Annotated in this window: 25 protein-coding genes; 13 read left to right on the forward strand and 12 right to left on the reverse strand. The window is 66.2% G+C overall.

All coding sequences use genetic code 11. The features are described 5' to 3' along the window. Window positions 1–8: 8 nt before the first annotated feature. Window positions 9–563 carry a peroxiredoxin gene (locus ACAM54_RS11765; RefSeq protein WP_025569468.1) on the reverse strand — a complete coding sequence of 185 codons (555 nt, stop codon included), beginning with the start codon at window positions 561–563 and terminating at the stop codon, window positions 9–11. 44 nt (window positions 564–607) lie between these two features. Between ACAM54_RS11765 and ACAM54_RS11770 the strand changes: the two genes are divergently transcribed. From ACAM54_RS11770 to ACAM54_RS11805, 8 genes are all read left to right on the forward strand, one after another. Continuing rightward, entirely contained in the window at window positions 608–2,182 is a 1,575-nt protein-coding gene (locus ACAM54_RS11770) for a phospholipase D family protein (RefSeq protein WP_025569469.1), read from the forward strand. A 9-nt stretch (window positions 2,183–2,191) separates the two neighbouring features. Beyond that, window positions 2,192–2,980, forward strand: coding sequence for a sterol desaturase family protein (locus ACAM54_RS11775; protein ID WP_025569470.1), 789 nt, complete (start codon window positions 2,192–2,194; stop codon window positions 2,978–2,980). Continuing rightward, the gene (locus ACAM54_RS11780) at window positions 2,964–3,920 is read left to right on the forward strand and encodes a fatty acid desaturase (protein WP_369650784.1); all 957 of its coding nucleotides are present in this window, start codon (window positions 2,964–2,966) and stop codon (window positions 3,918–3,920) included. The genes ACAM54_RS11775 and ACAM54_RS11780 overlap by 17 nt, the downstream gene beginning before the upstream one ends. A 3-nt stretch (window positions 3,921–3,923) precedes the next feature. Next, window positions 3,924–5,867 carry a beta-ketoacyl-ACP synthase III gene (locus ACAM54_RS11785; protein ID WP_369650785.1) on the forward strand — a complete coding sequence of 648 codons (1,944 nt, stop codon included), beginning with the start codon at window positions 3,924–3,926 and terminating at the stop codon, window positions 5,865–5,867. Then, window positions 5,851–6,750, forward strand: a complete 900-nt coding sequence (locus tag ACAM54_RS11790; RefSeq protein ID WP_369650786.1) for a hypothetical protein — start codon at window positions 5,851–5,853, stop codon at window positions 6,748–6,750. The genes ACAM54_RS11785 and ACAM54_RS11790 overlap by 17 nt, the downstream gene beginning before the upstream one ends. Before the next feature lie 17 nt (window positions 6,751–6,767). Further along, the gene (locus ACAM54_RS11795; protein ID WP_369650787.1) at window positions 6,768–7,136 is read left to right on the forward strand and encodes a hypothetical protein; all 369 of its coding nucleotides are present in this window, start codon (window positions 6,768–6,770) and stop codon (window positions 7,134–7,136) included. Next, the gene (locus ACAM54_RS11800; protein ID WP_012747462.1) at window positions 7,123–7,353 is read left to right on the forward strand and encodes a hypothetical protein; all 231 of its coding nucleotides are present in this window, start codon (window positions 7,123–7,125) and stop codon (window positions 7,351–7,353) included. Before ACAM54_RS11795 ends, ACAM54_RS11800 begins: the two co-directional genes overlap by 14 nt. A gap of 222 nt (window positions 7,354–7,575) precedes the next feature. After that, window positions 7,576–8,157, forward strand: a complete 582-nt coding sequence (locus tag ACAM54_RS11805) for a hypothetical protein (protein ID WP_369650788.1) — start codon at window positions 7,576–7,578, stop codon at window positions 8,155–8,157. On the opposite strand, the gene ACAM54_RS11810 is transcribed toward ACAM54_RS11805, so the two are convergent. Further along, on the reverse strand, window positions 8,151–8,987 hold the full coding sequence (locus ACAM54_RS11810) for a metal-dependent hydrolase (RefSeq protein WP_369650789.1): 837 nt from the start codon (window positions 8,985–8,987) through the stop codon (window positions 8,151–8,153). The two genes, ACAM54_RS11805 and ACAM54_RS11810, sit on opposite strands and share 7 nt — an antisense overlap. Window positions 8,988–9,099: 112 nt before the next feature. Here ACAM54_RS11810 and ACAM54_RS11815 point away from each other — a divergent pair, with 112 nt between their 5' ends. Then, window positions 9,100–9,732, forward strand: a complete 633-nt coding sequence (locus ACAM54_RS11815) for a TetR/AcrR family transcriptional regulator (protein WP_369650790.1) — start codon at window positions 9,100–9,102, stop codon at window positions 9,730–9,732. 8 nt (window positions 9,733–9,740) lie between these two features. Here the strand turns inward: ACAM54_RS11815 and ACAM54_RS11820 are convergent, their stop codons facing one another. Both ACAM54_RS11820 and ACAM54_RS11825 read right to left on the reverse strand, forming a co-directional pair. After that, window positions 9,741–10,109, reverse strand: coding sequence for a nuclear transport factor 2 family protein (locus ACAM54_RS11820; RefSeq protein ID WP_369650791.1), 369 nt, complete (start codon window positions 10,107–10,109; stop codon window positions 9,741–9,743). Then, window positions 10,109–12,637, reverse strand: coding sequence for a sodium-translocating pyrophosphatase (locus tag ACAM54_RS11825; RefSeq protein ID WP_369650792.1), 2,529 nt, complete (start codon window positions 12,635–12,637; stop codon window positions 10,109–10,111). Before ACAM54_RS11825 ends, ACAM54_RS11820 begins: the two co-directional genes overlap by 1 nt. Before the next feature lie 254 nt (window positions 12,638–12,891). Between ACAM54_RS11825 and ppa the strand changes: the two genes are divergently transcribed. Beyond that, complete coding sequence (gene ppa, locus ACAM54_RS11830; protein ID WP_021007095.1) at window positions 12,892–13,419, forward strand: inorganic diphosphatase; 528 nt, start codon at window positions 12,892–12,894, stop codon at window positions 13,417–13,419. 9 nt (window positions 13,420–13,428) lie between these two features. Here the strand turns inward: ppa and ACAM54_RS11835 are convergent, their stop codons facing one another. Together ACAM54_RS11835 and ACAM54_RS11840 are read right to left on the reverse strand one after the other, a co-directional pair. Beyond that, complete coding sequence (locus tag ACAM54_RS11835) at window positions 13,429–14,181, reverse strand: hypothetical protein (RefSeq protein WP_369650793.1); 753 nt, start codon at window positions 14,179–14,181, stop codon at window positions 13,429–13,431. 78 nt (window positions 14,182–14,259) lie between these two features. After that, window positions 14,260–15,441, reverse strand: a complete 1,182-nt coding sequence (locus ACAM54_RS11840) for a GNAT family N-acetyltransferase (RefSeq protein WP_369650794.1) — start codon at window positions 15,439–15,441, stop codon at window positions 14,260–14,262. 19 nt (window positions 15,442–15,460) lie between these two features. Here ACAM54_RS11840 and ACAM54_RS11845 point away from each other — a divergent pair, with 19 nt between their 5' ends. Together ACAM54_RS11845 and ACAM54_RS11850 are read left to right on the forward strand one after the other, a co-directional pair. After that, on the forward strand, window positions 15,461–17,155 hold the full coding sequence (locus ACAM54_RS11845) for an NAD+ synthase (RefSeq protein WP_369650795.1): 1,695 nt from the start codon (window positions 15,461–15,463) through the stop codon (window positions 17,153–17,155). Then, window positions 17,152–17,490 (forward strand): P-II family nitrogen regulator, encoded by a 339-nt coding sequence (locus ACAM54_RS11850; RefSeq protein WP_012747471.1) that lies wholly within the window; start codon window positions 17,152–17,154, stop codon window positions 17,488–17,490. The genes ACAM54_RS11845 and ACAM54_RS11850 overlap by 4 nt, the downstream gene beginning before the upstream one ends. A gap of 121 nt (window positions 17,491–17,611) precedes the next feature. Here ACAM54_RS11850 and ACAM54_RS11855 read toward each other — a convergent pair whose 3' ends face one another. Genes ACAM54_RS11855 through ACAM54_RS11880 form a run of 6 tightly spaced genes read right to left on the reverse strand, consistent with a single transcriptional unit; the run spans window position 17,612 to window position 21,121 of the window. Then, complete coding sequence (locus tag ACAM54_RS11855) at window positions 17,612–18,202, reverse strand: TIGR00730 family Rossman fold protein (RefSeq protein WP_309933896.1); 591 nt, start codon at window positions 18,200–18,202, stop codon at window positions 17,612–17,614. A gap of 31 nt (window positions 18,203–18,233) precedes the next feature. Beyond that, the gene (locus ACAM54_RS11860; protein WP_369650796.1) at window positions 18,234–18,641 is read right to left on the reverse strand and encodes a diacylglycerol kinase; all 408 of its coding nucleotides are present in this window, start codon (window positions 18,639–18,641) and stop codon (window positions 18,234–18,236) included. Beyond that, window positions 18,638–19,204, reverse strand: coding sequence for an RDD family protein (locus ACAM54_RS11865; protein ID WP_369650797.1), 567 nt, complete (start codon window positions 19,202–19,204; stop codon window positions 18,638–18,640). The genes ACAM54_RS11860 and ACAM54_RS11865 overlap by 4 nt, the downstream gene beginning before the upstream one ends. Before the next feature lie 14 nt (window positions 19,205–19,218). Then, window positions 19,219–20,115 carry a DUF3106 domain-containing protein gene (locus ACAM54_RS11870; protein WP_369650798.1) on the reverse strand — a complete coding sequence of 299 codons (897 nt, stop codon included), beginning with the start codon at window positions 20,113–20,115 and terminating at the stop codon, window positions 19,219–19,221. A gap of 20 nt (window positions 20,116–20,135) precedes the next feature. Continuing rightward, the gene (locus ACAM54_RS11875) at window positions 20,136–20,558 is read right to left on the reverse strand and encodes a DUF3619 family protein (protein WP_369650799.1); all 423 of its coding nucleotides are present in this window, start codon (window positions 20,556–20,558) and stop codon (window positions 20,136–20,138) included. Continuing rightward, on the reverse strand, window positions 20,555–21,121 hold the full coding sequence (locus tag ACAM54_RS11880; RefSeq protein ID WP_012747477.1) for an RNA polymerase sigma factor: 567 nt from the start codon (window positions 21,119–21,121) through the stop codon (window positions 20,555–20,557). The genes ACAM54_RS11875 and ACAM54_RS11880 overlap by 4 nt, the downstream gene beginning before the upstream one ends. A gap of 285 nt (window positions 21,122–21,406) precedes the next feature. Here ACAM54_RS11880 and ACAM54_RS11885 point away from each other — a divergent pair, with 285 nt between their 5' ends. After that, window positions 21,407–23,191 carry an acetolactate synthase 3 catalytic subunit gene (locus ACAM54_RS11885; protein WP_145743647.1) on the forward strand — a complete coding sequence of 595 codons (1,785 nt, stop codon included), beginning with the start codon at window positions 21,407–21,409 and terminating at the stop codon, window positions 23,189–23,191. Window positions 23,192–23,193: the final 2 nt, after the last annotated feature.

Raw genomic sequence — 23,193 nt, forward strand, 5'->3', positions numbered from 1 at the left:
TGCACCCGCTACCTGGGTGTGCCTGACCGCGGCAGCGCCCGGATCGCGTTGAGCATGCGCTCCACGTGCTTGTCCGGATTCAGGTTCTGGTAGTAATAGGCCACCCTGCCGTTCGGCGCGATCACGTAGGACAGGCGATTGGCAAAGTCGGGCCGGGTCTGCATCAGCGCGTCGAAGCCGTTGATCACGGATTTCGATTCGTCCGAGGCCACGGGAAAGCGGCTCTGGCACGACTTGACCGAAAACTTCGAGAGCGTGTCGATGTCGTCGGCCGACACGCCGATGACGGTGGCGCCGAGCGCGGCGAACTGGTCGATGGCTTCGGCGAAGGCATGCGCTTCGATCGAACAATCGCTGGAGTCGGCCGCCGGAAAGAAGTACACCACCACCGGGCCCTTGGCCAGCGCCTCGGCCAGTGAATAGCGGAAGGTCTTGCCGCCGAGCGCGGCGTTGGCGGTGAACCTGGGCACCGGGTCGCCGATGTCCAGTGCGGCCCCGGCGGGGAATGCCAGCCCGGCTGCGATCGACATCAGGGCGATGCGTGAGAGGATCGGTCTTGCCATGGTGTAACTCCGAGCAGGGGTGAAACGAATTCTAGGATGCCATCATGAACCTCTGGACCCTACTTCTGCGTATCTGTCTTGCCGGCGCCGTGGCCGCGGCGCTGGCGGCGTGCGGCTCGCTGCCGCCGGCGCGCGAGCGGGCGGCAGTGAATGCCGCAGCGGCCGATCCGTCCACCACGCTGGCACGCATCGCGGCCGCCTCGACGCCGCCCGGCGAGCACTCGGGCTTCCGGCTGATGCCGCTCGGCGTGTATTCGCTCGACGCGCGCGTCCAGCTGGCGCAGCGCGCCCAGCGCTCGCTGGTGGTCCAGTACTACCAGTTCGAGAACGACGCCACCGGCCGCCTCTTGATGCGTGCGCTGCGCGAGGCGGCCGGGCGCGGGGTGCAGGTGCGGCTGCTGGTGGACGATCTCTATACCGTCAAGAGCCAGCAGCCGCTGCTCGCGCTTTCCGCCACGCCCAACATAGAGGTGCGGCTGTTCAATCCGTTCTGCTGCGGACGCAACGGTTTTCTCTCGCGCTTCGTGGCCTCGCCGCACGAGATCGGGCGGCTCAACCACCGCATGCACAACAAGCTGTTCATCGCCGACGGCGTCATGGCGGTGGTGGGGGGGCGCAACATCGCCGACGAGTATTTCGTCCTGAGCGAGGCGCAGAACTTCATCGACATGGACGCGCTCGTCGTGGGCAAGGTGCTGCCGCAGCTCGAATCGATCTTCGATGCCTACTGGAACAGCGAGCAGGTCTGGCCCATTGCCGACATCGTGCGCGGCGAGGGCGGCCGCAAGCCCACGGTCGCCGACTTCGACGCCTGGATCGGCATGGCCGCGCCGCCGCCAAAGATCGTGCTGCCGCCGTCCGACGTGCTGGGCTACGGGCCGATCGCGGAAGAGCTCGACGGCGGGCGCATGGGGCTGTTGTGGGGCGAGGCTCGCGCCATTGCAGATCCGCCCACCAAGCCCACCACGATGACCGAGGACGAAGCCATTGCCACCAGCGTGACGATGAAGGTCTGGACGCTGCTGATGGACGCCAAGTTCGAAGTCGACCTGACCTCCCCCTACCTGGTGCCGGGCGAACGCGGCATGGCGGCTTTCGAGGACCTGGCCAGGCGCAAGGTCAAGCTCACGCTGCTGACCAATTCGCTGGCCGCCAACGACGAACCGCTGGTGCACACCGGCTATGCGCGCTACCGCGAGCGGCTGCTCAGGAGCGGCGCCGACCTGTACGAGCTGAGCCCGCAGCGCACCACCGCGGGCGAGCGCTTCGGCATGTTCGGCAAGTCGCTGGGGCGGCTGCACTCCAAGACCGCCGCCATCGACAAGACGCGCATCTTCATCGGCTCGATGAACCTCGATCCGCGCTCGGCGAGCCAGAACACCGAGATGGGCGTGGTGGTCGACAGCCCGCAGCTGGCGCGCGAGATGCTGCGCGTCATCAACATCAGCAAGCTGCAGAACTCGTACCGGCTGCGCATTGCCAAGGAGACCGGCACGCTGCAGTGGCTCACGACCGATGGCGAAAAGGAAGTCATCCTCACCTCGGAGCCGGAATCGAGCTTCTTCCAGCGGCTTCACAACCTGATCATTGCGCCCCTGGTTCCCGAAATGCTGCTGTAGCCTCGGGGGATGGCGCAAAGCTTCATTTCGTTGTCGGCCCTGCAGGTGATGTTCTGGGGGCTGATTTTTTTCGGCGGCATCTACCTGGCATTCGGCGCCTTCAACTGGCTTCTGACCCGGCGGGTGCTGCCCGCGCTCGGCATCGGGCGCGTGCTCGACCCGCGGCCGCTGCAGCCGGGGCAACTGCGCCGCGAAATGGCGCAGTCGGGCGTGTCGGTGCTGGTGTTCGGGCTGGGCATGGTGTTTCCGTGGGGCTTGCTCCAGCTGGGCTGGGCGCGGCTCGATGCCGACGCCGGCTGGCGCCAGGTCGCCATCGAAATCCTGGCGCTCGCGATCTGGAACGACGTTCATTTCTGGTTCAACCATCGGCTGCTGCACACGCGCTGGCTGCGGCGCTTTCACGGGCCGCATCACCGCTCGGTCGTGACCACGCCGTGGGCCACCTACAGCTTCCATCCGATCGAGGCGGCCATGCTCGGCAACGTGATCCTGCTGCCGATGCTGCTGCATGACTTCAGCTTCTGGTCGCTCGCGTCGGTGCCGCTGTTCAGCCTGTTCTTCAACAGCATCGGGCACTCGAACTACGACTTCTTTCCCCGGGCGCCGTACAGCCACTGGTTTGCCGCGAGCCGCCGGCACCATTTGCACCATGCCTGCCACGGCGGCAACTACGGCTTCCAGTTCACGTTCATGGACCGGTTGTTCGGCACGCGCATTGCCGCCGATGCGGCCGAGCCGCAGTTCCTGGCCTTCCGCGAGAAGCAGCAACGCCAACAGCAGCATGGCACGCCGGCCTGAGGCGCCGCGCCGGCCGGCGCGCCTTCGCCATGGGCGCGACTGGCAGAGCCTGGCGTACCTGGCGGCGCTCCCGGCGCTGGCGGCCTGGCAGTGGGTGCATGGCTTTGCCGTGCTGCTCTACGCGCCGATGCTGTTCCTGACGCTGGGCGTGGGTGTGATCCACCACAACCATGTGCACCTGCGCATGTGGCGCGGGCGGCGCATGAACCGGATCACCGACTTCTGGATCACGCTGTTGCAGGGTCACCCGACCTTCGTCTTCTGGCCGGCGCACGTGGTCAACCACCATCGCCACCGGCATGGGCCGCAGGACGTCGCGCGCACCTACCGCTTCGGCGGCGACACCAACCATCTGCGGGGCTACCTGCTGCATCCGTTCCAGGCCGTGTGGGTGCTGATGCCGGTGTTCTTCGGCTGGCTCGGCCGGCTTCGCAGCTACCGGCGGGGACCCTGGCGCTACTGCATGGCGCAGTACGCCCTGTGGCTCGGCAGCTGGGGCGCGCTGTTGCTGCTCGACTGGCGCAAGGCCCTGCTGTTGGTGATCGTGCCGCAACTGCACGGGCTGCATTGGCTGCTGGCGACCAACTATCTGCAGCATGCGCATGCCGACGGACGCCGGTCCGGGCCGGACGAGGAGGCGCGGCGCGATACCGCGGGTACCCGACTGAACTACGCGCGCAATTTCGAGGGGCTGGTGAACCCCTTGCTGTTCAACATCGGCCTGCACACCGCACATCACGAGAACCCGCATGTCCACTGGTCCGAGCTCACGCAGCTGCACCGCACGCGCTACCGCGCGCAGGTCGACCCCGCGCTCAACGAGCAGGGGCTGGTGCCCTACATGGTTCGCGTGTTCGTGCTCGGAGCGCTGTGGCCGCGTTTTCGCAGCCGCCCGCTGATGCCGTCCGTGCCCGTGCCGCCCGAGTCTTCAACCCACTGAACCATGCCCGTCCCATTCCAACGCGTCTACATCGAGAGCGCCGGCTACTTCATGCCCGGCGAGCCCATTCCCAACGAGCGCATGGACGCCTACATCGCGCCGCTCAACCGGATGTCGGAGCGCATCAAGCGGCGCATCCTGGCCGAGAACGGCATCCTCACGCGGCACTATGCGATTGACGACGAGGGTGTGACGCGCCACACCAATGCCCAACTGGCGGCAGGTGCGATCCGCGACTGCCTGCGGCGCGGCGGTGCCGAGCTGTCGCGCGTGTCGCTGCTGGCCAGCGGCTCTTCGGGCGGCGACGCGCTGATGCCCGGCTTCGCCAACATGATCCAGGGCGAACTGGCGGCCCCGCCCATGGAAACGCTGTCAGTGCACGGCATCTGTGCCGCCGGCGTGTCGGCCATCCAGTCGGCCGCGCAGGGCATCGAGCTGGGCGCGCACCGCAGCGCGCTCGCGGTGGCCAGCGAAATGCCCTCGCGACTTTTCAAGCGCTCGCGCTTCGCGGCGCGCGGCTACGAAACCGACTTCGATTCGCACTTCCTGCGCTGGATGCTCTCCGACGGCGCGGGCGCGCTGCTGCTGTCCGACGGCACGCCCGCGCTGGCCGGCAGCCCCGGCCTGCGCCTGCGGCTGAAGTGGGTGCACCAGCGCGCGTTCTCGGGGGACTATCCGGTCTGCATGCAGCTGGGCCTGACCGAGGATCGCGCACGCGGCCATCTCGACTTCGGCTCGTGGGCCGAGGCGGAGGCGGCGGGCGCCTTGTCGCTGCGGCAGGACATTCGCCTGCTGCCGCACCTTTTCGACATCGGCATTCATGAATACGCAACGCTGGTGCAGGGCGGATGGCTCGATCCGAAGCGGGTCGACCACTTCCTGTGCCACTACTCGTCGGAGAAATTCATTCCCGTGGTGGAGGACCTGATGGCCAAGGCCGACCTCGCCATTCCGCGCGAGCGCTGGTGGAGCAACCTGGCCTGGCGTGGCAACACGGGGGCCGCGTCGATCCTGATCATGCTGTCGGAGTTCCTGCACACCAAGGCGCTGAAGCCCGGGGAACAGATCTTCTGCTACGTGCCGGAATCGGGGCGTTTCATGGCCGCCTACATGCTGCTGGAGGTCGAGGCTGTCGAGGCGCCCGCCGGGGCGTTGGCCGGGCCGCGCATGACGGCCGAAGCGGCCCTGGACGACGAAGCCGCGATCGCGCCGCCTCACGATCCGGCCGCCGCGCCCGAAGGCCTTGGCGCACTGCTGACCGAACTGGCCGGCATCTGGCACGACTACCGCTCGCGCGCCTGGCGCACGCCGCTGATCCGCCAGATCCGCGAGCGCCGCCTCACCTTGCCCGACTACCTGAACTGGATGGAACAGTGGGTCCCGCAGGTCCGCGAAGGCAGCCGCTGGATGCGCGAGGGCGCCGCGTCGCTGACCGGCCCGTACCAGGCGCTGGCCGCGCTGATCGACGTGCATGCGGGCGAGGAGCAGGACGACTTCAACATCCTCTTCAGCGACTACCGGAAGGCCGGCGGCACCGTGGTGCGGATCGACGATCTGCGCCGCAATCCCGGCGGGGAGGCGCTCAACGCCTACCTGCACGGCCTGGCCGCCACGCGCAACCCGATCGGCCTGCTGGGCGCGATCTACATCATCGAGGGCACGGGCCAGCGCATCGTTCCCGCGCTGCTGCCGCTGATCAAGGCCGGCCTGAAGCTGCCGCCCGACGCCTTCCGCTTTCTCGAATACCACGGCCACAACGACGAGAACCACCTGAACCGCTGGCTCGCCGCGGTCGAGATGGTGATGGCCGTGGAAGGCGGCGAGGGCGCCGAGGGCCGGGGCCGGGCGGCCCGCCAGATCATCGATACGGCGCGCCACACGGCCGCGCTGTACCTGATGCAGTTTCAGCACATCACGGAGCGGATGCCACATGAGCCAAACGCCTGATTTTCTTGCGAAGGAGCACGACGAGCGCGATCCCAGTCCCTGGCTCGCGCTCTACCTGGACCAGAGCACGCCGCTGCCCGACGAGGTCAAGGCAGCGTGGCTGGCCGACTCGAGCTCGGGCTCGCGCCAGTACCTGCTGCCGTTCCTGCGCCCGGTCGCGCGGCTCACGATCATCCTGATCCAGGTGGTGAAGGTGTTCGTGCCGCGCAACTGGTCGCATTCGAAGCTGCTGCACCGGCTGCTGGCCTGGGGGCTGAAGCGCTTCGTCTCGCCGGAAGCGAACTGGCTGATCCTGCGGCATTTCCACCTGGGCTCGCAGGTGCTGGGCTTCATCGGCCGCAATTCGCCGGCGCCCGTGGGCACGTCGCCGCTGGAGCCGGCCGACATCGATGCGCTCAAGGACGAGACCTTCCTGAAGCACGACCTGAATCTCTTCAATTTCGTGATCCGGCTGAACCAGGCGCTGCGCGACAAGGGGCTGGTGCTGGGCAAGGCGCCCCAGGTCGATTTTTCGATGATCAAGGATCCGGGCCTGCGGCTTTCGGACATGCCGCGCGGCAGGCTCAATTTCCTCGACCTGCAGAGCGCCATCGAGCTTTTCACGCCGCTGTACCAGCTGATGCTGACCGACAACGACTTCTGGCGCGCCGCCAATTCGCTGCAACTGGATGAAACCATCGGCATCTACGTCGCCACCTTGCTGGGCGCTCCGGAATACCTCATCCTGGTGAACAACAAGCATCCGCTGGTGCCGCTTTCGACCCTGCGGGCCGGGCACCGGCTGGTCATTCACGGGTTGTCGACGGAGATGCTGCACAGCCTGCTGCGGCGCATGCAGGCTGCGCACGGGGCAACCCCCATGCCAGAGCAGCCACTTGCATAAGCGTATGCTGCCCCCAGATGCAATCCATGAACACGACCCATAATCCGTCTCCCAAGACCGATCTGGCAGTGACCCACGTGCTGGCTCAACTGCTTGAGCGGCTTGAGCACAGTGCCGTCCCCGTAGGCGCCGAGCAATACCGCTCGGTGGTAGAACACTTGGTGTACGAATTCAACGACGTCGAACCGGGCGCTGACCTCGGCCGTCTGCTCGACGCCTATCCTGCTGCCGCCGAGGTCTACGAAAACCTCAATTACCAACATGCCGGCCTCTGCCGCTCGGCGCTCGACACGGCGCTTGCAGCCGAAGTCAGCGCGAGAGAAGCCATTGCACGTGCCATGCGCAACACTGAACCGAAAAAGGACAAAGCCGATGGCCAAAGCTGAGGTCAAGACCGCCGTCGTGGCCGATGGCCTGCGTTACAAATCGAAGGCGCCGGGCTCTCCGTTCCGTGCCTCGGCGTCGTTCAGCGGGGCGACCATGTCCTGCTTCATGTGCGGAAAGCACCGTGTGCGGTCGCAATTGCGCACCCGCCAGGTGCTGGGCAAGTCGCAAACCGTTTGTGCACCCTCGTGCAAGGCGCTCGACGAATCCCTTGAATAAACCGGATTCGCCGGCCTAGCAGGGCCGGGCGACGCCTTGGCGACATGGCCGAGCGCGCGCATTGCAGATTTTCTTTCCAAATCCCCTGCAACCGATATACAGTTGGACACAATTGATGCATTTATTGCATCAGTCAAAAGTTCTAATTTGTAGTCGATGGCAAATGATTTTGTGTATATGCAATAACGCCCGAGGCCGGGCGATTTGCGGAAGGAATCTGCAATGAACAAGTCGCGCCACGTGGTCATGCAGGTGGTCAAGCGTTCCTCCGGCAGTGCGACGCACCATGTGGAATTCCTCATGGACAACATCTTTGCGGAGCGCCTGCGCCAATTGCGCTCGCTGGTTCCACCGCTGGGCAGCCTCAACAAGCAGCGCGACCTGGTGATCGACAAGGTGCGCGCGCGCCTTCCGAACGCCGTCTGGCGCACCGGAAGCCAGGTCGATGATGGCGTGGAGGGCTCCTGCATCGTCATTGCGGCAGAGGGCTCGTTCAATTGCGGCGGCAAGGACCGCAATACGCGCGAAAAGCTGGTGACCTACAACTTTTCGATTTCGCGCCTGATCGAATTGCACGCCGAACGCCCCGATGGCGAAACCCTCTACATCCGCGACGGCACCTTTGCCAACGACGAGCCCGCCGAGTCGGCCGCGGGCCTGTGGGTGGCTTCGCTGACCGAACAGGAAACCGTGATGCGCGTTCCGGATGCCCCTTCGGACTTCGACACCCTGCACGACCTGGCCATGCGCCCCGAACAGCGGCCGGCTGTCAGCCCTCCCACCCACCGGGCCAGTTTCTACTGAAGAGCCTCGGCCGCCGCGCCCACAGGCGTGTATTGCACGCGGTTGTTCTCGAGCCAGCGTGCCGACAGGCTGCTGTCCTGCTGCGCCGGATGGAAATCGGCGCGAAAGTAACTGCGCCAGGACCGCCAGTTGCCGCTGAACAAGCCGCCTCTGCCGAGCAGGATGCGCGCGGCGCTCTTCCAGGTCGCCCATTTCCACAGCTGGCCTTCGCGGCGCAGGTTGTCGGCGGTCTGGCGCATCAGGTCGCCCAGGAACATCAGGGTCACGCGCCGGAACCAGCGCTTGCGCCAGGCGCCGGACCCTTGCGCAGCCTGGTAGATGTCGAAGGCCACGGCCTTGTGCTCCAGTTCTTCGGCGCTGTGCCAGAGCCACATGGTGCGCAGCCGCGGCTCGGCGCCGTCGAGCACCTGGGGATGGGCGAGCAGCCACTCGGCGAACATGGCGGTGAAGTGTTCGGTGGCCGCGGTGGCTGCCAGCGCATGGCGTGGATCGGCGCCCTCCAGCAACTGCATGCGCCTGGAGGCACGGGGCGTCCAGCCGTCCACCAGACCCTGGTCCTGCAGATGGGTGTTGAAAAGCGAATGAATGCGCCGGTGCGTGGCCTCCTGGCCGATGAAGCCGCGCACGTCGGCACGAAGCGCTTCCTGCGCTTGCGCCGGCAGCGTGGCGGCGGCGTCGCGCACGGCGTCGATGAAGAACTGCTCGCCGAATGGAAAGCTCATCGACAGCGCATTGAAAAAGGCGGTGGAGAATGCGTCGCCGCCGCACCAGTTGCGGTCGAATGGGGTCTGCAGGTCGATCAGAAGGCGGCGCACCACAAGATCGGTCATGGCGGATTTTCCTTGGAAAATGCAATGTGGTACATATTCGTACCAATTTCCGGCATGGTGCGCCCCACGGCTGGTACCGTCAAGTACCAATGCGGAGGACAATGTCTTCTCCATGAGCATCGCGATCGAAAAACCAGCCCTTGCCGCCCCCTCTGCAGAACCGGCCCCTGAGCACTACGCCCGGTTGCTGGAAGGCATGGCGCGCGCCGTGGCCGCGAAGGGCTACGCGGACTCCACCATTGCCGACATCGTGCGCGAGGCCGCTGTTTCGCGCCGCACCTTCTACGAGCACTTCACGACCAAGTCGGAGTGCCTGATTGCGCTGTACGAGGCGGCCAGCAAGCTGGCGCTGCGCGCCGTGAGCGAGGCCTTCGATCCGGCGCAACCCTGGCATGCGCAGGTGGAGCGGACGATCACCGCGTATTTCGACTACCTCGCGCAGGACCCGGCGCTGCTGCGCACGCTGTTCGTCGAGATCCTCGGCCTGGGCATGCCGGGGCTGGCGGCGCGGCGCCGGGTGAACGGCGAAATCGCCGGCTTCATCCAGGCTGCCATCAACAGCGGCGGTGGCGGGCACGGCGGCCTTGCGGCGCACCTCACGAGCGAAATGGCGATGACCGTGGTGGGCGGCATCAACGAACTGGTGCTGCAGGCCATCGAGCAGGACCGCGTGGGTGACCTGGGCCAACTGGTGGCGCCGGCCACGCGCCTGGTGCGCGCGGTGGCGGCCGAGAGCGCCAGGTAGCGAGAGCGTCAGGCGGGCCTGGCCTGCGCCGGATCGTAGAAGAACTCTTCCTGGGCGATGCGCTCGCCCTCCCAGCGCTGCCAGGCGAGCTCTTCCATGCGCATGGCCTTGCCGTCCTTGAAGCGGAAATCGAAGACCCAGCGGATCACCACGTGTTCGCCGTTCACGAACACCGGCCGCACACAGGTCGAAACCACCGAGGCGGTGCGGTCCAGCGTCGCCTGCTCGCGGGCAACCAGCGCGCTGCGGCCGCGCCGGGGCTCGGCCTGGTTCTCGCGCATGGTCGCGTCCTCGGTGTAGTAGTCCTCGATGGCCTGGGCGTGCGCGCCGCTTTCCACGGCGGCAACGAAGGCCTCGAGTCTTTCCGTGGTGGGCATCAGGCCTTGACCTTCACTTCGACGCGGCGGGCTTCGCTCGCGGGCCCGTCCGCCTGGGTCTGCTCGGGCTTGGCAAGCTCGATCTTGTCCGCAGGGGCGCCGGCGGCCTTCAGCGCATCGCCCACGGCCATGGCGCGCTGCTTGGCGAGCTCGGCGTTCTTGGCCGGATCGCCGCTCGCATCGTGGTAGCCGCTCACAAGCAGGACGCTGCCGCTCTGCACGGCCTTGATGACGTCGGCAAGCGCCTCCTTGGCATTGGGCGCGAGCTCGGCCTTGCCGCTCTCGAAATAGAACTTCACCACGCCGTTCTCGACCTTCACGGCCGCGGCGTCGGCGGCTGCCACGGCGCCGGAGGCCACCGCCGCCGTCGGCGCTGCGGGCGCAGAGGGCGGGGCAGCGGCGGCCGGCGCAGTCGCTGCCGGCGGCGTCTCGACCTTGTGCGGCACGGCCGCGGCCGCGTCGCCGGCATGGAACTTGACCACCAGCGGCACGATCAGCAGCGCCACGATGTTGATGATCTTGATCAGCGGATTCACCGCCGGGCCAGCCGTGTCCTTGTAGGGGTCGCCCACGGTGTCGCCGGTGACGGCCGCCTTGTGCGCCTCGGAGCCCTTGCCGCCGTGGTGGCCGTCCTCGATGTACTTCTTGGCGTTGTCCCAGGCGCCGCCGCCCGTGCACATCGAAATGGCGACGAACAGGCCCGTGACGATGGTGCCCATCAGCAGGCCGCCGAGCGCCTTCGGCCCCAGCACCAGCCCGACCAGGATCGGCACCACCACCGGCAGCAGCGAGGGAATCATCATTTCCTTGATGGCCGCGCCGGTCAGCATGCCCACGGCCTTGCCGTACTCGGGCTTGCCGGTGCCTTCCATGATGCCGGGAATCTCGCGGAACTGCCTGCGCACTTCCTCGACCACCGCGCCGGCCGCCCGGCCCACGGCTTCCATGGCCATGGCGCCGAACAGGTAGGGAATCAGCCCGCCGATGAAGAGGCCGACGATCACCATCGGGTCGCTCAGGTTGAAGCTGATGTTCAGCCCGAAGCTCTCCAGCTTGTGGGTGTAGTCGGCAAAGAGCACCAGCGAGGCGAGGCCGGCCGAGCCGATCGCATAGCCCTTGGTCACGGCCTTGGTGGTGTTGCCCACGGCGTCGAGCGGGTCGGTGATGTCGCGCACGCTCGCGGGCAGCTCGCTCATTTCGGCGATGCCGCCGGCGTTGTCGGTGATCGGCCCGTAGGCGTCCAGCGCCACCACGATGCCCGCCATGCTGAGCATGGCCGTCGCGGCCACCGCAATGCCGAACAGCCCGGCGAGCGCATACGAGGCCATGATCGCCACGCAGACGCAGATCACCGGCCATGCCGTCGAGCGCATCGAAACGCCCAGGCCCGCGATGATGTTGGTGCCGTGGCCGGTGGTGGAAGCCTGCGCGATGTGCTGCACCGGCTTGTACTGCGTGCCGGTGTAGTACTCGGTGATCCACACCAGCGCGGCCGTGAGCGCCAGGCCCACGAAGCAGGCGCCGAACAGCTTGAGCTGGCTGCCGCTCGGGGCAATGGCGTTGTCGGGAATGAGCCAGCCCGTGACGAACCAGAACGCGATCAGCGAGAGGATGCCCGCGACCGCCAGGCCCTTGTAGAGCGCCGGCATCACGTTGGTCATGCCCGGCGAGGCCTTGACGAAGAAGCAGCCGATGATCGAGGCGATGATCGATACGCCGCCCAGCGCCAGCGGATAGAGCACCGCATTGAGCGGTGCCGCCGTGACCATGAGCGCGCCCAGCACCATGGTGGCGATCAGCGTGACGGCATAGGTCTCGAACAGGTCGGCCGCCATGCCGGCGCAGTCGCCGACGTTGTCGCCCACGTTGTCCGCAATGACGGCCGGGTTGCGCGGATCGTCTTCGGGGATGCCCGCTTCGACCTTGCCCACCAGGTCGGCGCCCACGTCGGCGCCCTTGGTGAAGATGCCGCCGCCCAGCCGCGCGAAGATCGAGATCAGCGAGGAGCCGAAGGCAAAGCCGATCAGCGGATTGAGGATGGCCGAGAGGCTGCGGTCCGGCGTGAGGTTGCCGTTGCCCGCCAGGAACCAATAGAAGACCGAGACGCCAAGGAGGCCCAGCCCCACCACCAGCATGCCCGTGATGGCGCCGCCGCGGAACGCGACGTCGAGCGCCGGGCCGATGCCTTGCGTGGCCGCCTGCGCGGTGCGCACGTTGGCGCGCACCGACACGTTCATGCCGATGAAGCCGCAGGCGCCCGAAAGCACCGCTCCCACCACGAAGCCGACGGCCGTGGTCGCGTCCAGGAAGATGCCGATGAGAATGGCCAGGACCACGCCGACCACCGCGATGGTGGTGTACTGCTTGGCGAGGTAGGCCGATGCGCCGGCCTGGATGGCGGCCGCGATTTCCTGCATCCGCGCGTTGCCCGGATCCTTGGCGAGAATCCAACTTCGAGCCCAGAAACCGTAGCCGACGGCCACGAGGCCGCAGACGATGGCGAGTATCAGGGGGGTGTTGCCGATCATGCTTTGCTTCTCCATTCGTTCGTTGTGACTAGTGGAGACGGACAGCATGGGTCCTGCGCGCAACGCGTACGGGACCCAGGTTTTCCGTCGCGTTGCTTCCTCGAAGCTCGCAGCACCAAGGTGCGGAGCCGATTGGCCAACGGGTGCAATTTACAGGCAAAAACCAGAACGTGTGCGACCGGGCCGCGACACGGAAAGTAAACTCCGGGTTTGTCCCCATCTCCCTCTCATACTTTCAACTACTCGAAAACGTCATGTCCTTCGACAAAGTCTCCCCCGGCAAGAACATCCCCGACGCCTTCAATGTCGTGATCGAAATCCCGATGAACGCCGACCCGATCAAGTACGAAGTCGACAAGGAATCGGGTGCGATCTTCGTGGACCGCTTCATGACGACCGCGATGTACTACCCGGCCAACTACGGCTACGTGCCGCAGACCCTCTCCGGCGATGGCGACCCGGTCGACGTGCTGGTGATCGCGCCGTATCCGCTCTTGCCCGGCGTCGTGGTGCCGTGCCGTCCGCTCGGCATCCTGATGATGGAAGACGAAGCCGGCGTCGACGGCAAGGTGCTGGCCGTGCCCACCGACAAGGTGCTGCCGATCTACAGCCACTGGAAGTCGGTCGACGACGTGAACCCGATGCGCCTGAAGGCCATCAGCCACTTCTTCGAGCACTACAAGGACCTGGAAGCCGGCAAATGGGTCAAGGTGCTGGGCTGGGAAGGCATCGACGCGGCCAAGAAGGAAGTCGTCGACGGCATCGCTGCCTACAAGAAGTAATCGGCTGCCTCAGCGCTGGGCCGCGTCGCCGGCCAGCCGCATCCACTCGCGATTGACGGAGCGGGCGTGCGAGTTCCAGTGGCGCGCGGCCTGCTGGAGTTCGCTCCATTGGCGCTGTGCGCCGGTGGCGTCGCCTTGTTCGGCCAGCCAGGCAATGTAGCGGGCGCGGGCCTCGACCGTGTTGTACTGGCTCAACGCGGCCTCGAAGGCCTCGCGTGCCTCTGCATGGCGCCCATCGGCAGCGAGCGCGCGGGCGCTGAGCACGGCGACTTCGTCCCGGCGGTAGTCGTCGCGCGAGGCGCGCAGGGCCTGGAGCGCCTGCAGCGCTTCGCGGCCTGAAGCCGCGCCGCCCGCGGCCAGCAGTGCGCTGGCCAAGCCAAATTGCAACTCGGGATCGGATGCGAGCGGGCCCTTCAGGGCGTCGCGATAGTGTCCGACCGCATCGCCAGCCTGGCCCCTGCCGAGCGCGGCCTTGGCGAGGCGCAGCTTGTTCTGGGCGGTGGGGGCCAGATCGTAGGCCTCGGTGGCCGCGCGGTACTCGCGCTCGGGGTCGATGAGGCCGATGGCTGCGCTTGCCACCTTGCCGGCGGTACGCTGCATGCGGGAAGCAGGCAGGTACTCGACCACAAAGTACACGATGCTGCCCAGCAGGGGGAAGCTGAAAAGAATGATGAGCCAGTACATCTGCTTGCCATGGCGCATCGCATGCACGGCGAAGAACAGCGCAATGAGGATGTGCAGCCCCAGTCCGACGAACGGCATCGGTTTCTTTCTGTTGTTGTACCGGGCGCGTTTATAGCAGCCCCCGATTGCAGCGAACCGGCCGCAATCCGCCGCGCCTCAGCCGGCCTTGAACGGGCTGCGTTCGCCCAGGTGGTCCATGTAGTTCTCGATGCCTTCGCCCTCGCGCTCGAGAAAGCGCTCGACCGCGTCGGCGAAGCCGGGGTGCGCGAGCCAGTGGGCGCTGGTGGTCTTTACCGGCATCAATGCGCGCGCCATCTTGTGCTCGCCCTGCGCGCCGCCTTCGAAGCGCCTGGCGCCATGCGCAATGCACCAGGCCAGCGGCTGGTAGTAGCAGGCCTCGAAATGCAGGCAGTCGACGCGCTCCACGGCGCCCCAGTAGCGGCCGTAGGCCACCAGCGCGTCCTCCCCGTGCGTGGACAGCGCGATCAGGCTCGCGGCAATCGGCTTTCCCTCGCGCTCGGCGATGAACAGCAGCCAGGCTTCGGGCATGGTGTCGGCCATGCGCTGGAAGAAGTCGCGCGAGAGGTAGGGCGGGTTGCCATGCTCGCGATAGGTGCGCGCATAGCAGCGGTAGAAGAAGTCCCAGTCCGCGCGGGCGATGTGGGCGCCGCGCGACCAGCGAAAGGTCACGCCGGCTTCGGCCACCTTGCGGCGCTCCTGGCGGATCTTCTTGCGCTTGTCGTGGGACAGGCTGGCGAGAAAGGCCTCGAAGTCCGCGTAGCCGGCTGTTTCGCCCGACTCTCCCGGGGCGGCATTCGTCCAGTGGAACTGCACCGTGTTGCGCAGCATCAGGCCCGCTTCGGTGCAGGCGGCGATGTCCGCCTCCGCGCCGAACAGCAGATGCAGCGACGAGAGTTCTTCCTTCCTGCACCAGGCCACCAGCGCCTGCACCAGCAGCGTGCGGTCTTGCGCATCGCGCGCCAGCAGGCGTGCGCCGGGCACCGGCGTGAACGGCACGGCCACCACCGCCTTGGGATAGTAGGCAAGCCCGTGCTGCTCGTAGGCATTGGCCCAGGCCCAGTCGAAGACATACTCGCCATAGGAGTGGGTCTTGATGTAGGCCGGGCAGGCTGCCCGCAGTTCGTCGCCGCGCCACAGGGTGATGAACTGCGGCATCCAGCCGCTTTCGGGCGAGGCGCTGCCGCTGTCGTGCAGCGCCGAAAGGTATTCATGGCGCATGAAGGGCGAGGGCTGCGCCTCGGCTGAGAGGAGGGCGTTCCATGCTTTCGGGTCCAGGTCCGACAGCGACGCCACCACCCGGATGACATAATCGTTCAAGCCTTTTTCTTCCTTCCGTATGACGCTCAAGCTCGCCATCGCGCAACTCAATTTTGTGGTGGGCGACCTCGCCGGCAACGCGAAAAAAATCGTCGATGCCGCGCGCCAGGCCCATGCCCAAGGTGCGCGTCTTCTGCTGACGCCCGAACTCTCGATCGCCGGCTATGCGGCGGAGGATCTGTTCCTGCGTCCCGCCTTCACCGAAGCTTGCGATGATGCCGTGAAAGGCATTGCCGCCGCGCTGGCCGATCTCAAAGACATGGTCGTGGTGGTGGGGCATCCGACGGGCGGCAGCCTGCGCAGCCGTTCGGTGGCGGTGCAGATGCGCTACAACGCCGCCAGCGTCATCAAGGAAGGCCGCATCCTCGAGACCTACGCCAAGCGCGAACTGCCGAACTACCAGGTGTTCGACGAGCGCCGCTACTTCACGCCGGGGCAGGGCACCAGCGTGTTCGAGGCCGGCGGCGTCTCGGTGGGCGTGCTGATCTGCGAGGACGCCTGGTTCGACGAGCCGGCCGAACTGGCCCGCGCTGCGGGCGCCGAAGTGCTGGCCGTCATCAACGCTTCGCCGTACCACGTCGGCAAGGAGGGCGAGCGCGTGGCGCGGATGGCCGATCGCGCCCGCGCCGTCGGGCTGCCGCTGGTCTACGCGCATCTGGTGGGTGGGCAGGACGAAGTGGTCTTCGACGGCGCCTCCTTTGCGCTGCAGGCCGACGGCGAGCTGGCCATGCAGGCCGAGAGTTTCAAGGAGAGCCTGGTCTTCATGCAGCTGGAGCGCTCGCCCCAGGGCGTGGATGTGGTGGCGGCGCCTTCGGCCATCGCTGCGCCGCGCGAAGCGGAAGCCCAGCTGTGGGATGCACTGGTACTGGGCGTGCGCGACTACATCGGCAAGAACGGCTTTCCCGGCGCCATCCTGGGGCTCTCGGGCGGCATCGACTCCGCATTGGTGCTTGCCGTCGCGGTCGATGCGCTCGGCAAGGACAAGGTGCGTGCCGTCATGATGCCTTCGCCTTACACCGCCGACATCAGCTGGATCGACGCGCGCGAGATGGCCACGCGCCTGGGCGTGCGCTACGACGAGATCTCGATCAAGCACACCTTCGAGTCGTTCAAGGGCGCACTCGCTGATGAGTTCAAGGGCCTGCCCGAAGACACGGCCGAGGAGAACCTCCAGGCCCGCATCCGCGGCACGCTTTTGATGGCGCTGTCGAACAAGTTCGGCTCGATCGTTCTCACCACCGGCAACAAGAGCGAGATGGCCACCGGCTACTGCACGCTCTATGGCGACATGGCGGGGGGCTTCGCGGTCATCAAGGACCTGCTGAAGACCACCGTCTTCGCGCTGGCCCGCTGGCGCAATGCCCACGACCCGTACGGCACCGGCGCCTCGCCGATTCCCGACCGCATCATTACGCGGCCCCCGAGCGCCGAGCTGCGGCCCGACCAGACCGACCAGGACAGCCTGCCGCCCTACGACATCCTCGACGGCATCCTGGCACGCTACATGCAGGACGACGAGGGCATCGACGAGATCATCGCCGCCGGCTACGAGCGCGCGGTGGTCGAGCGGGTTGCGCGGCTCATCAAGATCAACGAATACAAGCGGCGCCAGGCGCCTGTGGGCATTCGGGTGACCCATCGAAGCTTCGGCAAGGATTGGCGTTACCCTATCACCAGCAAGTTCAACGAAACCGCCGGAGCGCAAAAACCATGAAGCAGATCACCGCCATCGTCAAACCCTTCAAGCTCGAGGACGTACGCGAAGCCCTGGCTGAGGTGGGCGTTACCGGGCTCACAGTGACCGAGGTCAAGGGCTTCGGGCGCCAGAAGGGGCACACCGAGCTCTATCGTGGTGCGGAATACGTGGTCGACTTCCTGCCGAAGATGAAGGTGGAAGTGGTCGTCAACGAAGGCGACGTGGAGCGTTGCATCGAAGCCATCGTCAATTCCGCGCGCACCGGCAAGATCGGCGACGGCAAGATCTTCGTCACCGGCGTGGAGCGCATCGTGCGCATCCGCACCGGCGAGGAAAACGAGAACGCAGTGTAGAAGGCTCTCCCCCAGTCTTCGCGCACTTCGTGTCGCTTCGCCCACCCCCTCACCGGGGGAATACCAGCGGCCCGGCAAAGCCGGTTCCGCGGTATTCCTGGAAAAATCCTCGCTTTTTGGACTACAGGTTTTCGGCCAGGCGGTCGTCTCGGGGGTGCAGGGGCACTTCGGCGCGCAGCGCGCTGAGCAGTTCGGTGGGGTTGGTGCCGGTGCGGATCAGTTCCATCTGCCAATCGCCCATGAAGCCCTCGCGCACGCTGTGCGCCAGGAATCCCAGCAAACCGTCGTAGTAGCCCGCGGTATTGAGAATGCCGGTGGGCTTGTCGTGGTAGCCGAGCTGGCGCCAGGTCCAGATCTCGAACAGTTCCTCGAAGGTGCCGATGCCGCCCGGCAGCGCGACGAAGGCATCGGCGCGCTCGCCCATCATGGCCTTGCGTTCGTGCATGGTGTCGACCACGTGGAGCTCGTCGCACAGGGGGTTGGCCAGCTCCCGGTCGACCAGCGCCTTGGGAATGATGCCGACCACGCGGCCGCCGGCGTTGCGGGTGGCTTCGGCCACCGTGCCCATGAGGCCGGTGCGTCCACCGCCGTAGACCAGCTGGCCGCCGTGCTGGCCGATCCACTGGCCGACTGCTTGCGCGGCCCTGGAAAACTCGACTCGCTCGCCGGGGCGCGAGCCGCAATATACACAGATCGAAAATTCAGGATTCATGCCGCCATCATGCCTCGTGCGGCGGGCGTCTTCATGACGCGAAGCGATGCCACAGCGCCGCCAGCCAGATGCCGCCGCACAGGGTGAGCGACAGCAGCACGGCGGCGCTGCCCATGTCCTTGGCGCGCTTGGAGAGGTCGTGCCATTCGGGCCCGATGCGGTCGATGGCGGCTTCGACCGCGGTGTTGAGCAGCTCGACGATCATCACGAGGATGGCACTGCCGGCGAGCAGGGCCACTTCGACCCAGCTGCGGCCAAGCCAGAAGGCCGCCGGGATCATCACGATGGCCATGATGGCTTCCTGGCGGAACGCCGGCTCGCTCCAGCCCGCGCGAAGGCCGTGCAGCGAGATCAGCGTGGCATGCCATACGCGCTCCAGGCCCTTGCGGGCCTTTTGCGGGTTCACGGCGGGGTCGGGCAGCTTGGGCAGGGCACTCATCGGCGGCTCATCGGCTTGGAGGTTATGAGCCGCGTACCGGCCCAGGCGTCGTGCCAGAACTGGCGCTCGGGGTGAAAGCGCGCCAGCAATGCCCAGACGGCGACCCATCCGAAGATCAGCACCGTGGATTCTCCCCCCGAAAGCTTGAAAGGCGCGATGGCGGCCAGCGGCGGCAAAAACCAGATCCAGCTGAGCAGGTAGCGCGCGAGCGCCCGGGCCTGGGTGATGGGGCGCCCGTACACATCGACGATGCGGATGTTCCAGGTCTTCATGGCCAGCGTCTGGCCCCGGGTCCAGAACCAGACGAAATAGACGCCGAACACCACGAACAGGAAGGCCTGGAGCAGGTGCCGGCGGGAATCCATGGCGTCCCGCATCTGGCCGAGCGTGCTGAACAGCCAGCCTGCAACGAACACCACCGCGAACAGCAGCATGCCCTCATAGAGCCAGCAAGCCATGCGCCGCCACAGGCCGGGCACTATCAGAAGAGGAGCGCTGGGGGGATTGTCTGCGAGCGGAGAGGAGGGATTCGATTCCGGTATGCCGGAAGAATTTGAAGCCATCGAAGCCTTGGGAATCAGGGGGGCGTGACCTGCTCGGCGGCACGGCCCGCGGCATTGGAAGCGGATGCTGGCGGTGAAACCTGCACCGCAGCCGAAGGCATGGGCACTTGCGCTTCGGCCGGAATCGGCTGCAAGGCGGAGGTTGCGGCGGGCGCACCGGATGTGACGGATGCGCCGGACGGGGAGGGCGTGGACACGATAGGCGGAACGCGCTCCGGCGGCGAGGCCACCATGATGGCCGCGGAAGGTGCCGCCGCTGGCGAGGCGGGCGGGGCCAGCATGATGCGCGGCGTGTGCTGCCCGGCCGGCGTCACGGCCGGCACCGTCACGAGCTTCTGGGCGGGTACGGGGCGCACCGGAATGGCAGCGCCGCGCGGCTTGGCGGGGGCGCGAGCCGCCAGCCGGCGCTTTTCGTCCTCGCTCAAGGCCTGGTACTGCTCCCACTTGGCCTTGCGTTCGTCGGCAGGGACACGCTTCACCTCGGCGAAGTTCAGGCGCGCCTGGGCCCGCTGCTGATTGCTCAGGGCCGCCCATTCGATCATTCGGCTGTGCAGGGTGCTTTGGTCATCGGCCGACATGTTCGCGTAGTTGCGTGACAGTGCCAGCCATTTGCGCTTGTGGCCCGGATTCAGGGCGTGCCAATGCGACGCGAGCGGCCGCAGCGCCTGCTGCTGCTCCGCGGTGAGTTCGCTCCAGTAGGGCTTGGTGGCCGGGGCGGTTTTCGAGGCCGAAGACGGCGACGCCGCCTGCGCGCCGCTGCCGGCGGATTTGGGCTCCGAATGCGTCTGGGCGTCGGCGAGCGTCAGGCCGAACAACGCAGCGGCAAGGACGCCCGCCCAAATGACAGCGCCCGACGTGGGCGGGCGCAGCGGACGAGGCGTATCGGTGCGGGAAACGGGAGGGCGTCGCATTCGTTCAACAGAAAGATGGCTCAGTCGGAAGCGCCATCAGCCTTGAGAAACTGGGCAAAACCAGGGTCGGTGTAGGCGGCCGGGGGAAGATCGTCCGTCAGCAGGGCGGAATCGACTTCGGCCAGTTCGCTGGCGCGGTCCTCGTCCTGCATCACGCTGATGGTGATCAGCCCTGCAACCAGCGCAATCAGGGGCACCACCGAACCGATGCGGGTCCACCAGCCACCGCCCATCGTTGCCACGTGCCCGGACTGCATGACCACCGAAGCCGACCGCAACTGGGGCGCCTGCTTGCGCATGGCGACGGCTTGCGCGCGCGCCACCCGCAGCCGCTCGCCGATGTCGTGCGGCAGCTTCTGGCTGCCGTCGGACAGCCGCGCAGCGACGCGCTGGCCGAATTGATCCTCGGCAGCAAAAGAAGAGGTTGGAACCTTAGTGTTCATAGCGAAATTCCCTTGGCTTTGAGCGCCTTGCTCAGGGCGTGCACGGCCCGCGAACAATGGGTTTTGACGCTGCCTTCGGAGCAGCCCATTGCAGCGGCCGTCTCCGCCACATCCATTTCTTCCCAGTAACGCATCAGGAAAGCCTCGCGTTGACGACCAGGCAAAGCCGCGATCTGTTCTTCGATCTCATGGAAGATCTGGGCGCGACGGGTCGTGTCCTCGGCACTCTCCGTTTCTCTGGAGTCGGTTGGCGAGACGAAGTTCTCCAGCAGATCGAAATCCCCGTCGTCGCCGGCAGATTCGAAGTCGCCAAGGTTAGAGAACAGGGCGCGGCGGGTCTTCTGCCGGCGGAACCAGTCGAGCGTGCAATTCGAAAGAATGCGCTGGAACAGCATTGGCAGCTCTTCCGGCGGCTTGTCGCCGTAGTGCTGCGCCAGCTTCATCATGCTGTCTTGCACGATGTCGAGCGCCGCCTCCTCGTCCCGCACGTGGTAGACCGAGCGCTTGAAAGCGCGCCGTTCGACGCTCTTCAGAAAGTCGGAAAGTTCTTGTTCAGTGGCCAAGCGAGAGGGGGCGCCGCGGGCGCCGCATGGGAAATGGGGATGTCGGGAAGCGCTTGTGTTTTTCTGCCGCGGATTATGCCCCCGTGCCTTTTCACGGGGATTTTTGCGCGGCGGCGGGCTCATCAATGTCATAATCCGCGCTGCAAGTCAAAAGGCAAACGGGTCAAGGTCCGGCGGAACATCAGTCCGCCCATGGCTTTGGCCTCAAGTCCTGGCGCGGCCCCACAAGGGCTGGCAAGGGGCACCCAAGGTTTTTCGTTCCCGAAAAAACTCCAAAGGTTGATCATGGAAATCTCGAAGGCGGAACTCGCTTCCGCAGCAGCCGCGTCCTCTGGCGCCGGCAACCCAACGCAAGAACTCATGGGCGCTGAAGTGCTGGTCAAGGCACTGCAGGCCGAAGGCGTCCAGTACATCTGGGGCTACCCCGGCGGCGCGGTTCTGTACATCTACGACGCGTTCTACAAGCAGGACACCATCCAGCACGTGCTGGTACGCCATGAGCAGGCAGCCGTCCACGCGGCTGACGGCTATGCGCGCGCCACTGGCGAGGTCGGCGTGGCGCTGGTTACCTCGGGCCCTGGCCTCACCAATGCCGTCACCGGCATCGCCACGGCGTACATGGACTCGATCCCGATGGTGATCATCTCGGGCCAGGTACCCACCGCCGCCATCGGCCTGGATGCCTTCCAGGAATGCGACACCGTGGGCATCACCCGCCCCATCGTGAAGCACAACTTCCTCGTCAAGGACCCGAAGGATCTGGCCATGACGATGAAAAAGGCCTTCCACATCGCACGCAGCGGCCGGCCCGGCCCGGTGGTGGTGGACGTGCCCAAGGACGTTTCCTTCAAGAAGGTGGCCTACGCCGGCTATCCCGACAAGGTCGAGATGCGCTCGTACAACCCGGTGCGCAAGGGCCACGGCGGCCAGATCCGCAAGGCGCTGCAGCTGCTGCTGAACGCCAAGCGTCCCTACATCTATACGGGCGGCGGCGTGCTGCTGGGCAACGCCTGCAACGAACTGCGCACGCTGGTCGACATGCTCGGCTACCCGGTCACCAACACGCTGATGGGCCTGGGCGCCTACCCGGCGAGCGACCGCAAGTTCCTGGGCATGCTGGGCATGCACGGCACCATCGAAGCCAACAACGCGATGCAGAACTGCGACGTGCTGCTGGCCGTGGGCGCGCGCTTCGACGACCGCGTGATCGGCAACCCCAAGCACTTCGCGACGAACGAACGCAAGATCATCCACGTCGACATCGATCCGTCGAGCATCTCCAAGCGCGTGAAGGTCGACATCCCGATCGTCGGCGACGTGAAGGACGTGCTCACCGAGCTGATCTCGATGATCCGCGAGAGCACCACCAAGCCCGACGCCGGCGCATTGGCCGACTGGTGGAAGACCATCGAGGCCTGGCGCTCGCGCGACTGCCTCAAGTACGACCGCGGCAACAAGGACGTGATCAAGCCGCAGTACGTGGTCGAAACCCTCTGGAACATGACCAAGGACGCCGACGCGTACATCACGTCGGACGTGGGCCAGCACCAGATGTGGGCCGCGCAGTACTACCGCTTCGACGAGCCGCGCCGCTGGATCAATTCGGGCGGCCTGGGCACCATGGGCGTGGGCATTCCGTATGCCATGGGCATCAAGCTCGCGAAGCCCGATTCGGAAGTGTTCACCATCACCGGCGAAGGCTCGGTGCAGATGTGCATCCAGGAACTCTCCACCTGCCTGCAGTACAACACGCCGATCAAGATCTGCTCGCTCAACAACCGTTACCTCGGCATGGTGCGCCAGTGGCAGGAGATCGAATACTCCGGCCGCTACAGCCACAGTTACATGGATGCGCTGCCCAACTTCGTGAAGCTGGCCGAGGCCTACGGGCACGTCGGCATGCTGATCGAGCGCCCGCAGGACGTGGAGCCGGCGCTGCGCGAAGCACGCAAGCTCAAGGACCGCACGGTGTTCATGGATTTCCGCACCGACCCCACCGAGAACGTGTTCCCGATGGTCAAGGCCGGCATGGGCATCACCGAAATGCTGCTGGGTTCCGAAGATCTCTGATC

The organism is Variovorax sp. V93, assembly GCF_041154485.1.
Taxonomy (GTDB): Bacteria; Pseudomonadota; Gammaproteobacteria; order Burkholderiales; family Burkholderiaceae_C; genus Variovorax; species Variovorax beijingensis_A.

Coding starts and splice junctions, on each gene's coding strand:
- ACAM54_RS11845 (WP_369650795.1), top strand. CDS start 15,461: ATGACGCTCAAGCTCGCCATCGCGCAACTCAATTTTGTGGTGGGCGAC.
- ACAM54_RS11785 (WP_369650785.1), top strand. CDS start 3,924: ATGCCCGTCCCATTCCAACGCGTCTACATCGAGAGCGCCGGCTACTTC.
- ACAM54_RS11820 (WP_369650791.1), bottom strand. CDS start 10,109: ATGCCCACCACGGAAAGACTCGAGGCCTTCGTTGCCGCCGTGGAAAGC.
- ACAM54_RS11815 (WP_369650790.1), top strand. CDS start 9,100: ATGAGCATCGCGATCGAAAAACCAGCCCTTGCCGCCCCCTCTGCAGAA.
- ACAM54_RS11780 (WP_369650784.1), top strand. CDS start 2,964: ATGGCACGCCGGCCTGAGGCGCCGCGCCGGCCGGCGCGCCTTCGCCAT.
- ACAM54_RS11885 (WP_145743647.1), top strand. CDS start 21,407: ATGGAAATCTCGAAGGCGGAACTCGCTTCCGCAGCAGCCGCGTCCTCT.
- ACAM54_RS11860 (WP_369650796.1), bottom strand. CDS start 18,641: ATGAGTGCCCTGCCCAAGCTGCCCGACCCCGCCGTGAACCCGCAAAAG.
- ACAM54_RS11850 (WP_012747471.1), top strand. CDS start 17,152: ATGAAGCAGATCACCGCCATCGTCAAACCCTTCAAGCTCGAGGACGTA.
- ppa (WP_021007095.1), top strand. CDS start 12,892: ATGTCCTTCGACAAAGTCTCCCCCGGCAAGAACATCCCCGACGCCTTC.
- ACAM54_RS11855 (WP_309933896.1), bottom strand. CDS start 18,202: ATGAATCCTGAATTTTCGATCTGTGTATATTGCGGCTCGCGCCCCGGC.
- ACAM54_RS11810 (WP_369650789.1), bottom strand. CDS start 8,987: ATGACCGATCTTGTGGTGCGCCGCCTTCTGATCGACCTGCAGACCCCA.
- ACAM54_RS11865 (WP_369650797.1), bottom strand. CDS start 19,204: ATGGCTTCAAATTCTTCCGGCATACCGGAATCGAATCCCTCCTCTCCG.
- ACAM54_RS11805 (WP_369650788.1), top strand. CDS start 7,576: ATGAACAAGTCGCGCCACGTGGTCATGCAGGTGGTCAAGCGTTCCTCC.
- ACAM54_RS11835 (WP_369650793.1), bottom strand. CDS start 14,181: ATGCCGTTCGTCGGACTGGGGCTGCACATCCTCATTGCGCTGTTCTTC.
- ACAM54_RS11870 (WP_369650798.1), bottom strand. CDS start 20,115: ATGCGACGCCCTCCCGTTTCCCGCACCGATACGCCTCGTCCGCTGCGC.
- ACAM54_RS11775 (WP_025569470.1), top strand. CDS start 2,192: ATGGCGCAAAGCTTCATTTCGTTGTCGGCCCTGCAGGTGATGTTCTGG.
- ACAM54_RS11800 (WP_012747462.1), top strand. CDS start 7,123: ATGGCCAAAGCTGAGGTCAAGACCGCCGTCGTGGCCGATGGCCTGCGT.
- ACAM54_RS11825 (WP_369650792.1), bottom strand. CDS start 12,637: ATGATCGGCAACACCCCCCTGATACTCGCCATCGTCTGCGGCCTCGTG.
- ACAM54_RS11765 (WP_025569468.1), bottom strand. CDS start 563: ATGGCAAGACCGATCCTCTCACGCATCGCCCTGATGTCGATCGCAGCC.
- ACAM54_RS11790 (WP_369650786.1), top strand. CDS start 5,851: ATGAGCCAAACGCCTGATTTTCTTGCGAAGGAGCACGACGAGCGCGAT.
- ACAM54_RS11770 (WP_025569469.1), top strand. CDS start 608: ATGAACCTCTGGACCCTACTTCTGCGTATCTGTCTTGCCGGCGCCGTG.
- ACAM54_RS11875 (WP_369650799.1), bottom strand. CDS start 20,558: ATGAACACTAAGGTTCCAACCTCTTCTTTTGCTGCCGAGGATCAATTC.
- ACAM54_RS11795 (WP_369650787.1), top strand. CDS start 6,768: ATGCAATCCATGAACACGACCCATAATCCGTCTCCCAAGACCGATCTG.